The organism is Massilia sp. FBCC-B171, assembly GCF_059134155.1.
The window spans coordinates 5,161,060-5,173,079 of sequence record NZ_CP101443.1 but is presented as its reverse complement, the minus strand read 5'-3'; the positions used below and the strand labels follow the sequence as shown (position 1 = coordinate 5,173,079).

The window sequence follows — 12,020 nt, the reverse complement described above, 5'->3', positions numbered from 1 at the left end:
CGGATTCAAAGCGCCACTAACCGCGCAGGCAACAGCCCCACGACGTCTCCGCATTGAAGGTAGCCAGCGTCGCGTAATCTTTCCGTGACCGCCCCAATGAAGCGCGCCGTCGGCATTTTCGCTCTTTCCACGCTGATGCGTTGACACATTCGCACGGTTTTGCAACACTCGATGCGCTGTTGACTTGGGCCAGACGCGCCTTCTGCGCGCCGCCGTAGGTTGGCAGCTTCCCTTCCGTGGAGCTGCCGATGCGTCCCTTGTACCGAGTGTTGTCCGCGCTGTTCCTGACCCTGGGTGCACAGGCCGCGATGGCGCAAACCGGCGTGCTCGCGTTTTCCCCTGAAGGCGCGGTCAAGCGGGTACGCCAGGTCACCGCGCGCTTCACCAGCCCGATGGTGGCCTTCGGCGAACCGCGCGCGCCCGACCCCTTCGCCGTCGACTGCGCCGAGAAGGGCACAGGACGCTGGGTCGACGGCACGACCTGGAGCTACGACTTCGAGCGCGACCTGCCGGGCGCCGTCGCCTGCCGCTTCACGCTGCGCCCCGAGGCACGCGACCTTGCCGGCCAGGCGCTGGCCGGCAAGCAGGCCTTCGCCTTCCACACGGGTGGTCCGTCGGTGCTGCGCAGCCTCCCGCACGAGGGCAGCAGGCAGCTCGACGAGCAGCAGGTGTTCCTCCTTGCGCTGGATGCGCCGGCGCGCGCGGCCAGCATCGAAAGCCAGGCCTGATGCCGCGCCGGCGGCATCAACGAAAAGATCGGCGTGCGCGTGCTTGCCGGGGAAGAGCGCGAACGCATCCTGGCGCTGCGCCGCGACTTCGTCGACCGTCAATTGACCATTTACTGGCGCGCGCGTGGCCAGGCCTGGAGCGCATCGGCGCCAGTCAACAAGCGCGATGACAGCCTCCCCATCGTCGCCCTGCAATGCCGGCGCACGCTGCCGGCCGATACGGATGTGACGCTGGTCTGGGGCAAAGGCATCGCCGCGTCCAACGGCGTCGCCGTCGAAGCCGACCAGGAGCTGGCCTACCGCACGCGCCCCGATTTTCACCTGACGCTGCGCTGCGACCGCGTCAACGCGAAAGCCGGCTGCGTGCCCTTCCTGCCGGTGCGCCTCGATTTCAGCGCGCCGGTGCCGCTGGCCGAGGCGCGCAAGATCCACCTCGAGGGACCGGACAAGCAGCGCTTCGAAGCGGCCCTTGGCGACGAAGCGAAAAGCGGCTTTGTCAGCGAGATGAATTTCCCTGGCCCCTTCCCGGAACTGGCGAGCCTGCAGCTGCGGGTGCCGGCCGGCTTGCAGGACGATGCGGGCAGGGCGCTCACGATCGGCAAGGCGTCTGCGCTGGCGCTGCGCGTCGACCGCCAGCCGCCGCTCGTCAAGTTCACCGCGCCCTTCGGCATCATCGAAGCGCGCGGCGAACGCCTGCTGCCGGTCACGGTGCGCAATGTCGAAGCCAGGCTGGCCACGGCCGTGCGCAGCAGCGGCGCCAGCCTGCGCCTTACCCAGGAGCAGGACGTCATGGCCTGGCTCGGCAAACTCAATCGCTATGGCGGCGCGGTCTCGACCCCGCCCGAGCAGTACGGCGCCTCCCTGCACAAGCAGGTGCTGGGCCAGCATGCAGGCGGCGCCATCGAACGCTTCGCGCTGCCCAAGCCGAACGGGCGGCGCGCCTTCGAGGTCATCGGCATCCCGCTGCGCCGGCCCGGCTTTTACGTCGTCGAGCTGAGCAGCCCGCAGCTGGGCCGCGCCATCAACGACAAGGGCCGCACCGCCTACGTGCACTCGACGGCGCTGGTGACCAACCTGGCGGCGCACTTCAAGCATGGCGCCGAATCGTCTCTGGTCTGGGTGACCTCGCTCGACAAGGGACGGCCCGTGGCAGGCGCCCAGGTCGCGGTGCGCAGTTGCGCCGGCAAGCTGCTGTGGAGCGGCGCCGCCGACGGCAATGGGGTGGCGCGCATCGGCAAGGCGCTGGCGCCGTCCTCCTGCCGTGGCGGCGGCGGTTACTTCGTCAGCGCGCGCAGCGGCGACGACTTCACGTTTACGCTGTCCGAGTGGCAGCAGGGAATCGAGCCCTGGCGCTTCAAGCTCAATACCGAGCCGCTCGAGAAGGACAGCCGGGTCGTGGCCACGGTGTTCGACCGCACGCTGCTGCGCGCCGGCGAGACGGTTCACATGAAGCACTTCCTGCGGCGCCGGGTTGGCGCCGGCCTCGCGCTGGTGGGCGCGCGCGACGCGGCGCCGCGCAATGTGCCGTCCTGGCCGGTCGAAGAGGCCGCCGCCGACAAGGCGCCGCGCCCGGCGCAAGGCTGGCTGCTGCACCAGGGCAGCGGCGACAAGCTCGCCTTCAGGCTGGCATGGGATGCGGCCGGCCAGGCGCACGGGGAATGGACGATCCCGCTTGATTCCAAGCTGGGACAGTACGACGTCGTCATCGGCGGCCAGGTCGCCGGCGCCTTTCGTGTCGAGCAGTTCCGGGTGCCGACCATGAAGGCGGTGCTGAAGGGACCGGCGCAACCCGTCGTGGCGCCGCGCAGCATCACCCTCGATGCGCAAGTCAATTATCTGTCGGGCGGCGCGGCGGGACTGGCGCCCGTCAAACTGCGTACCTTGCTGGAGCCGGCCGCGGTCGGCTTCGACGAATACGACGGTTTTACTTTCGCCACTGGCGACGTCAAGGAAGGCGTCGAGCAGGAAGGAGCGCAGGACCAGGACGGCGACTGGGCTGACGAGGACGAGGCGGCCGGGGAGGGCGGCGCGGCCGCGGAGCCGGCGCGCACCCAGCATCTGGCGCTGGACCGTGCCGGCGGCGCGCGCATCACGGTGCCCGAGCTGCCGCCCGTGGACCGGCCACGCGCCCTGCTGGCGGAGCTGAGCTACCAGGATGCGAACGGCGAAACGCTGACGGCATCGACCCGTGTGCGTTTGTGGCCGGCGCATCTGGTCGTCGGCATCAAACAGGACAGCTGGATCAGCAAGGACACGCTGAAATTCCAGGTCGCGGTGCTCGATGTGAAGGGCAAGCCGGCCGCCGGTATCCAGGCGCAAGTGGACGTGTTCGAACGCGTGAGCTATGCCCATCGGCGGCGCCTGGTGGGCGGCTTCTACGCCTATGAAAACAGCAGCGAGACCAAACGCGTCGGCGCCGCCTGCGCCGGCGCGACGGACGCGCGCGGCCTGCTGCTGTGCGAACTGAAAGCCCCGGCCGAGGGCAACCTGATCCTGCGTGCGCGCGTCCAGGACGCCGAAGGGCGCACGAGCGTGACGCGCAGCGAGGTCTGGGTCGCCGGCCGGCGCGATGCCTGGTTCGAGGCGTCGGACAATGACCGCATCGACCTGCTCCCCGTCAAACCGCGCTTCGAACCCGGAGAAAACGCCAGCTTCCAGCTGCGCATGCCCTTCCGCTCGGCCACCGTGCTGGTGACGGTGGAGCGTGAAGGCATCCTCGACACCTTCGTGCGCCGCATCACGGCGCAGGACCCGACCATCAGCCTGCCGATGAAGGCGAGCTATGCGCCCAACGTCTTCGTCTCGGCGCTGGTGGTGCGCGGCCGCGTGGCCGGCGTGCAGCCGACGGCGCTGGTCGACCTTGGCAAGCCGGCCTATAAGCTCGGCATGGCGCCGGTGCGGGTCGGATGGAATGCGCACGAGCTGAAGGTGCAGGTCGCCAGCGACAGGCTGGTCTACAAGGTGCGCGAGCGCGCCACGGTCCGGGTCAAGGTCACGCGCGCCGACGGCAAGGCGCTGCCGGCCGCCGCCGAGATTGCACTGGCCGCGGTCGACGCAGGCCTCTTGGAACTGAAGCCGAACGACAGCTGGAAGCTGCTCGAGACGATGATGAGCGAGCGCGGACTGCAAGTGCAGACGGCGACCGCGCAGATGCAGGTGGTCGGCAAACGCCATTTCGGGCGCAAGGCCGTCGCCCACGGCGGCGGCGGCGGGCGTGGCGCCAGCCGCGAACTGTTCGACACGCTGCTGCTCTGGCAGGGCAAGGTCAAACTCGACGCCAGGGGCGAGGCCGAGATCGCGGTGCCGCTCAACGATTCCCTGAGCAGTTTCCGGATCGTGGCGGTGGCCAGCGCCGGCGCCGGCCTGTTCGGCAGCGGCGCGCTCGAGGTGCGCAGCACGCAGGACCTGATGCTGATGTCGGGCCTGCCGCAACTGGTGCGCGAGGGCGACCGCCTGCGCGCCGGCTTTACCTTGCGTAATGCATCCGAGCGCGCGCAGCAGGTGCAATTGAGTGCAAGCCTGGGCGCCGACGCCGGCGCGCCGCAAACGCTGGCCGCGCAGTCGCTCTCGCTCGCCGCCGGCGAATCGCGCGAAGTGGGCTGGGACCTCGTGGTGCCGCAGGCGCGCACCCTGCGCTGGCAGGTCGACGCGCGCGCCAGCGGCGCCAGCGACAGCCTGCGCGTCGAGCAGCAGGTGGGCGCCGCGGTGCCGGTGCGCACGCTGCAGGCGACGCTGCTCCAGCTCGACGCACCGAAAACGCTGCCGGTGGCGCGCCCGCCGGACGCCCTGCCCGGCCAGGGCGGCGTGCGCACCACCTTCAGTGCCAGCCTTGGCGGCAGCCTGGCGGGCGTGCGCGACTACATGGCGGCCTATCCGTACACCTGTTTCGAACAGCGCACGTCGCGCGCGGTGGCGCTGGGCGACGCGCAGGCCTGGCAGGGTGTCGCCGCCACGCTGCCCGCGCACCTCGACGGCGACGGCCTCATTAAATATTTCGCATCGATGAACGAGGGCAGCGACAGCCTGACGGCCTATGTGCTGTCGGTCACGAGCGAAGCGGGTTTTGCGATCGCGCCCGAACAGCGCGAGCGCATGCAGGCCGGGCTGATCGCTTTCGTCGAAGGCAAGGCCGTGCGCGGCGCCAGCTTGCGCACCGGGGAACTGGCGGTGCGCAAGCTGGCGGCGCTCGAAGCGCTGTCGCGCATTGCGCCGGTGCGCGGTGCCTGGCTCGAATCGTTCACGGTCGCACCGGCCCTGTGGCCAAGCTCGGCCCTCATCGACTGGTACCTGGTGCTGGAGCGCTCGCCCGAGCTGGCGAACCGAGAGGCCCTGCTGGCGCAGGCGCAGCAGCTCCTGCGTACGCGCCTGAACCTGCAAGGCAGCACCATGGGCTTCTCGACCGAACGCAGCGACGACTGGTGGTGGCTGATGGCCTCGCCCGACGTGAACGCGAACCGCCTGCTGCTGGCCATGCTCGACAATCCGGCCTGGCAGGCCGACATGGGGCGCCTCGCGCGCGGCACGCTCGGGCGCCAGCGCAAGGGACGCTGGGGTACGACCCTGGCCAACGCCTGGGGCACGCTCGCGCTCGACAAGTTCTCGGCAAAGTTCGAAGCGCAGCCGGTGACCGGCAACAGCGTCGTGCAGCTGGCGGGCGCGGGCAAATCTGTGCGCTGGGGCGACGCCACGCCGGGCAGCGTGCTGCAGGCCTGGCCGCCGGGTCCGGCCCAGCTGACGCTGCGCCACGAGGGCGGCGGCAAGCCGTGGGCGACCGTGCAAAGCCTGGCCGCCGTACCCTTGACGGCGCCGCTGTCGTCGGGCTACCGCATTGCGCGCAGCGTCACGCCGGTCGAGCAGGCGAGGGCCGGTAGTTGGTCGCGCGGCGACGTGTACCGCGTCAGGCTCGATCTGGAGGCGCAGGCCGACATGAGCTGGGTCGTGGTCGATGACCCGATCCCCGCCAGCGCCAGCATCCTCGGCACCGGACTGGGGCGCGACGCGCAGATCGCCACGCAGGGTGAAGCGCGGCGCGGCTGGGTCCAGCCGGACTACGAGGAACGCACCAGCGGCGCCTTCCGCGCCTATTACGCCTGGGTCCCGAAAGGCAAGTGGAGCATCGAGTACACGGTGCGCCTGAACAACGAGGGCAGATTCAGCCTGCCGCCGACCCGGGTCGAGGCGATGTACAGTCCCGAGATGTTCGGCGAAGCGCCCAATCCGGCGGTGGTGGTGGGGCGCTGATGCGGCGCGTCCTGCTCCTGGTCGCCATGTGCTGCGGGACGGCGGCGGCCGCAGTGCCGACGCCGGCGCAGGTGCAGGCGGCCTGGCGCGCATCGGACGCGCAACTGCTGGACCGCCACGGCGTGCCGATCGACGCCGTGCGCATCGACATGCAGGTGCGCAGGATGGCGTGGACACCGTTGGCGGCCATCTCGCCGGCGCTCGGGGCGGCAGTGCTGCAGGCCGAGGACGCGCGCTTCATGGCGCATGGCGGCGTCGACCTGCGCGCGGCCGGCCAGGCTGCCTGGGACAACCTGTTTCGTGCGCGACCGCGCGGCGCCTCGACGATCACGATGCAGCTGGCCGGCCTGCTCGATCCCGGATTGCGCACCAAGGGTGCTGGCCGCTCGTGGGGGCAGAAGTGGAACCAGGCGCTTGCCGCCCGCGAGATCGAAGCCGGCTGGAGCAAGGGCCAGATCCTGGAGGCTTACCTGAACCTGGCGCCGTTCCGGGGCGAACTGCAAGGCGTGGGCGCGGCCGCACGCGCGCTGTTCGGCAAGGCGCCGTCCGGACTGGATGGCGCCGAATCGGCCATTCTCGCCGCACTCTTGCGCGCGCCCGGGGCCGCGCCGAGCGCGGTGGCGCGGCGTGCCTGCGCGCTGGCGCGCGAACTGAAATCGCCCAGCTCCTGCGCCGCCATCGAATGGCAGGCCGAGGTGGCGCTCGGCAGGCCGCAGGTATCTCCTGTGGACGCGGGCGCGCGCCAGGCGGCGCGCAAGCTGCTGGGCGAAGGCGGCCTGTCAGGTCGCAGCACGCTCGATGCAGGCCTGCAGCGCTTCGCCCTCGAGTCGCTGCGGCGCCACCTGCGCGCGCTGGCCGAACGTAATGCCGGCGATGGCGCCCTGGTCGTGATCGACAACGCCAGCGGCGAACTGCTGGCCTATGTGGGCAACAGCGGGCGCAGCGAAATCGATGGCGTGAGCGCACTGCGCCAGGCCGGGTCGACCCTGAAACCCTTTCTCTACCAGCTGGCGATCGAACGGCGCCTGTTGACGGCGGCCTCGCTGCTCGACGACAGCCCGCTCGACATCGCCGCGGGCGCGGGAATGTACGTGCCGCAGAACTACGACCGCCAGTTCCGGGGCTATGCCAGCGTGCGCACCAGCCTGGCCAGCTCGCTCAACATCCCGGCGGTGCGCACGCTCATGAACACGGGCCTGGAGCGCTTCCATGCGCGCCTGCAGGACCTCGGACTGAGCTCGCTGACCGAGGATGCGCAGTTTTACGGCCCGTCGCTGGCGCTCGGCTCGGCCGACGTTTCGCTGCTGGAGCTGGCCAACGCCTACCGCACGCTGGCCAACGGCGGCGTGCATGGCGCCGTCACCTTGCGTGCGCGTGCGCCTGAGAGCGGGCGGCGCGTGCTCGATGCCGGCGCCAGCTACATCGTCGGCGACATTTTGGCCGACCGCGGCGCGCGCAGCCCGACCTTCGGACTGCGCAGCGACCTCGCGACCGCGTATTGGAGCGCGGTCAAAACCGGCACCAGCAAGGACATGCGCGACAACTGGTGCCTCGGCTATTCGGACCGCTACACGGTCGGCGTCTGGGTCGGCAATTTCGACGGGCAGCCGATGTGGGACGTCTCCGGCGTTTCGGGCGCCGCGCCGGTCTGGCGCGACGTGATGGATTACCTGCACCGCGACCGTCCGGGCCGGCAAGGGGCGGCGCCGCGCGCACTGGTGCGGCGCGAGGTGCGCTTCCAGCCCTCGCACGAAGCGCCGCGGCTGGAATGGTTCCTGGCCGGGACCGACACCGCCCTGGTCGAAGCGGTGCCGCCGGCCCGGCGCGCGCCGCGGATCGCGTATCCGCCCGAGGGCAGCATCATCGCGATCGATCCGGATATTCCCGCGCAGCGTGAGCGCATCGTCTTGCGCGCGGAAGCGGGCGCGGGCCTGTTCTGGCGTCTCGATGGCGCCCGGATGGGAGCGGCGGACGCGCCGGCTGCCTGGTCCTTGATCGCGGGCGCGCACCTGCTCGAGCTGGTCGACGGCGCCGGCAAGGCGGTTGCCGCCAGCCGCTTCGAGGTGCGCGGCAAGCGCTGCGACGCGGACGTGGGGCGGGAGCCGCCCGTATCCGATCCATAAGCTTAGCTGATAAAGCCTGGTGAAATATCAGTCGGGCCGATGAATCCCGGTGGCACCGCCGTCAGCGGGTGCGCGTTGCGCCGCGCTGTCACTTCGTGCAGGATGGCGTGCACGTCTTCGAGCTTCGCCGGTTTCGTCAGGTGCGCGTCGAACCCTGCGGCGGACGAACGCTGCCGGTCCTCGGCTGCCCCCCAGCCGGTCAGCGCGACCAGGACCGCCTGGCCCATGCCCTCGATCCGGCGCAGCGCCAGCGCCACATCCAGGCCGCTCTGGTCGGGCAGGCCGATGTCGAGGAAGACCGCGTCGGGGCGTCCCTGCGCTGCCTGCGCAAGGGCGGTGGCGCCATCGTGCGCGAGCGCCACCGCGTGGCCGTTCATCTCCAGCAGGGCGCGCAGCATCTGCGCCGCATCGACGTTGTCGTCGACCACCAGGATCTGCAGGCCGGCCGCCTCAGGCGCATCGGGCGCCACCGCGGCTGCATCTGCGTTCTCGTGGCGCGGCGCCTGCATGGCCTCCAGCGGCAGCGCTACCGTGAAGCGGCTGCCTTGCGCCAGGCCCGCGCTTTCGGCGCGCACCTTCCCGCCATGCAGTTCGACCAGGCGCTTGACCAGGTTCAGGCCGACACCCAGGCCGCCTTGCGCCATGCCGGCGTTGTCGTGGACCTGCGCATACATGTCGAAAATGACGGGCAACATGCCGGCGGCGATGCCGATGCCGTTGTCGGTCACGCACAGCACCACCTCGCCGCCCTCCAACTGCGCCGCCACCTCGATGCGGCCGCCGCGCGGGGTGTACTTGGCCGCGTTGTTAACCAGGTTGCTCAGCACCTGGGCAATGCGGTGCCGGTCAAGGTAGAGCAGGACCGGCAGCGCCGGCAGCGCCAGCGACAGCTGGTGTTCGCCGGCGTTCACCAGCGGCATGCTCATCTCGACCGCGTCCTTGACCACCTCGTCGAGCCGTACATGGCTGCGACGCAGCTCGACCTTGCCTTCGGACAGGCGCGCCATGTCCAGCAAATCGTCGACCAGGTGCACCATGTGGTCGACCTGGCGCTTGATCATGCCCTGCACATTGCCGGACTGCGCCACGGACGGGTTCATCCGCATCAGTTCGAGGCCGGTGCGTATCGGCGCCAGCGGGTTGCGCAGCTCGTGCGCAAGCGTGAACAGAAACTCGCTCTGCATGCGGTTTTTCTCGGCCAGCGCCTGCGCCATGCGCTGCAGTTCTTCCTCGGCCTCGGTGCGCGCGTGCACGTCGGTGACGGTGCCGACATAGCCGTTCGGGCGGCCGTCATCGTCGAAACGGGGCGTGCCGGCATCGATGAACCAGCGGTACACGCCGTCGTGGCGGCGCAGGCGGTAATCGATACTGAAGGCTTCGCCCGCGGCGGCGGCGCCCAGGAAGATATCGCGTGTGCGCGGCAGATCTTCCGGATGGACGTTCTCGAGCCAGCCCAGCCCCTGGTCCTGCTCCCAGGTGCGGCCGGTGTATTCGTACCAGCGCCGGCTCAGGTAGGTGCACAGATTGTTCTCGTCGGTGGTCCAGAGCATCACCGGGGCGACGTCGACCAGCGTGTGGAAATACGATTCCCGAATGGCCACGGTCTGCAGCTGCAGGCGGCGCTCGCGGCCCTGGTGCAGCTGGCGCTGTACGCGCGCCAGCAATTCGCCGGCGGCGAACGGCTTGACCAGGTAGTCGTCGGCGCCCGACTGCAGGCCCTCGACCTTGGCTTCCTCGCCGGCGCGCGCCGACAGCAGCATCACCGGAAGGTCGCGCAGGGTCGCGTGCGCGCGGATTTGGGCGATGAGTCCGAAGCCGTCGAGTTTGGGCATCATTACGTCGCTCAGCAGCAGGTCGGGCCGCTCGCGCTGCAGGCATGCGAATGCGGCCTCGCCGTCGGCGCACACCGTCACGTCGGCATGCGGATCGAGCAGCGCCTTGAGGTAGGCGCGCATGTCGTTGTTGTCGTCGGCAATCAGGATGCGCGGCAGCGGTGCGGCCGGCTGCATCAGGGAGGGCGGCGCGGGCAGGCGCGCGCCGGCCTGCGCCGGTTCGTCCGGCAGCCAGCGCAGCGCTTCCTCGACAAATGCGGCGCCCATGCGCCGTGGCGCAGCCGGCGGGGTAGCGTCGCCGTCGACGATCCGGTCCTCGGGCAGGTGCGCACGGCCGAACGGCAGGTCGATGTCGAAGCGGGTGCCTTCGCCCAGGACGCTGTGCACGGCAATGACGCCGCCATGCAGGCGCACCAGTTCCTGGATCAGCGCCAGCCCGATGCCGGTGCCTTCGTAGGTGCGGCCGGGCGTGCCTTCGATACGGTGGAAGCGTTCGAACACGCGCGGCAGTTCGCTCTCCGGGATGCCGCTGCCGGTGTCGCGTACGGAGAGGCGCAGCATGTTCCCATGACGGCCGAGCGACACGCAAACGCTGCCGTCCAGGGTGAACTTGAAGGCGTTCGAGAGCAGGTTGAAAACGATCTTTTCCCACATGTCGCGGTCGACCCAGACCGGCTCGCCAGGATCGCGCAGGTCGAGTTCGTAGCGCAGGCCGCCCTTGGCCATGGCCGACTCGAACACGCTGGCCAGTTCGGCGGTCAGGCGCGCCAGGTCGGTCGCTACGTAAGTCGCCTGTACCCGGCCCGCTTCGATGCGTGAAAAATCGAGCAGCGAATTGACCAGCTTCAGCAGGCGCAGGGCATTGCGGTGGGTGACGTCGATGCGCTGGCGCTGGACTGCGCCGAGCGGCTCGAAGCAGTCGTTCAGGGCATCGTCGAGCGGACCGAGGATCAAGGTGAGCGGCGTGCGGAACTCGTGCGAGACGTTGGAAAAGAAGGCGGTCTTGGCGCGGTCGATCTGCGCCAGCTCCTCGGCGCGGCGCTGCTCCTTTTCGTAAGCGACGACATTGCCGACCGCGGTATTGATGGCCGCGCCCAGCAGCTCGTAGAAGCCCAGGTAGTCGGCGTCGAGCGCACGTGCCGCGCTGACGCCTGCTACCGCAAAACCGAACAGCGTTTCCTCGCCCGGCAGGGAGATCGGCAGCACCATGGCCGCGTCAGGCGGTGCCTCGTAGGCGCCGCAGGGCAGGGCGCCGAAGCGTGGCGCCAGGGCGTCGATCCGCTGCGCGGTGCCAAGCCGCGCGGCTTGCGCGAACGGCCAGCAGGCGTCGTCCAGAGGAAGGCTGGCCGGGGCCAGGGCGGGGTGGCCGTCGAGGCCTACGCCGCAGCACAGCGACAGCATGCCGCTGTCGGCGTCGAGCTGATAGACCAGCAGGAAGGGCAGGTCGAGCATCATGTGCGAATGCTGGGCGGCGATCCCGCGCCTGATCTCATCGAGCGTGCGGGCATCGCCAATGTCGACGCTCAGGTCACGCAGGCCCTGGGTACGGCGTGCGTTGAGCACCGTCGGCGTCGACTCCGTGATCGGGTGGAAGATGCCGCCCACTTCGCCCGACTCGTCGCGGATGGGCGAAAACGAGAAGGTCATGAAGGCCTCTTCGAGATAGCCCAGGCGGTCGAGGAACATGCGCTGGTCGCGGATGTAGGCGCCTTCGCCCTTGTGCGCGCGGTCGAAGGCATCGCCCACCACCGGCAGCGCGCTGGCCCAGATTTCCTTGAATGGCGCGCCCATCGCCTGCGGATGCAGGTCGCCGCAGATCGGGCGGTAGGCGTCGTTGTAGATCTGGATGTCGTCCGGCCCCCAGGCAACCAGGATCGGGAAGGTCGAGGACAGGCACAGGCTGACCGAGGTGCGCAGGCTTTGTGGCCAGCTTTCGAGGGGACCGAGCGGTGTCGCCGACCAGTCCATCGAGCGGATCAGGGTACCCATCTCGCCACCGCCCGCGAGCCAGCCAAGGTCATCGTTCAAGGCTGGCGGCGAGGAGGAAAGTGAGGACATAGCGACTGAGATTTTCTGGAAAATGATGGAAAAACGAC

At 69.8% G+C, this 12,020-nt stretch carries 4 protein-coding genes; 3 read left to right on the top strand and 1 reads right to left on the bottom strand.

The annotated features are described in order from the left end of the window. Positions 1-248: 248 nt before the first annotated feature. Genes NMB41_RS23415 through pbpC form a run of 3 tightly spaced genes read left to right on the top strand, consistent with a single transcriptional unit; the run spans position 249 to position 8,092 of the window. Positions 249-728 carry a hypothetical protein gene (locus NMB41_RS23415; RefSeq protein ID WP_494380146.1) on the top strand — a complete coding sequence of 160 codons (480 nt, stop codon included), beginning with the start codon at positions 249-251 and terminating at the stop codon, positions 726-728. Positions 729-761: 33 nt separating this feature from the next. Then, complete coding sequence (locus NMB41_RS23410; RefSeq protein WP_494380145.1) at positions 762-5,969, top strand: alpha-2-macroglobulin family protein; 5,208 nt, start codon at positions 762-764, stop codon at positions 5,967-5,969. Next, positions 5,969-8,092: a penicillin-binding protein 1C gene (pbpC, locus tag NMB41_RS23405; RefSeq protein ID WP_494380144.1), complete on the top strand. Its 2,124-nt coding sequence runs from the start codon at positions 5,969-5,971 to the stop codon at positions 8,090-8,092. Before NMB41_RS23410 ends, pbpC begins: the two co-directional genes overlap by 1 nt. A 2-nt stretch (positions 8,093-8,094) precedes the next feature. Here pbpC and NMB41_RS23400 read toward each other — a convergent pair whose 3' ends face one another. Continuing rightward, entirely contained in the window at positions 8,095-11,952 is a 3,858-nt protein-coding gene (locus NMB41_RS23400) for an ATP-binding protein (RefSeq protein ID WP_494380143.1), read from the bottom strand. Between the last annotated feature and the right edge of the window lie 68 nt (positions 11,953-12,020).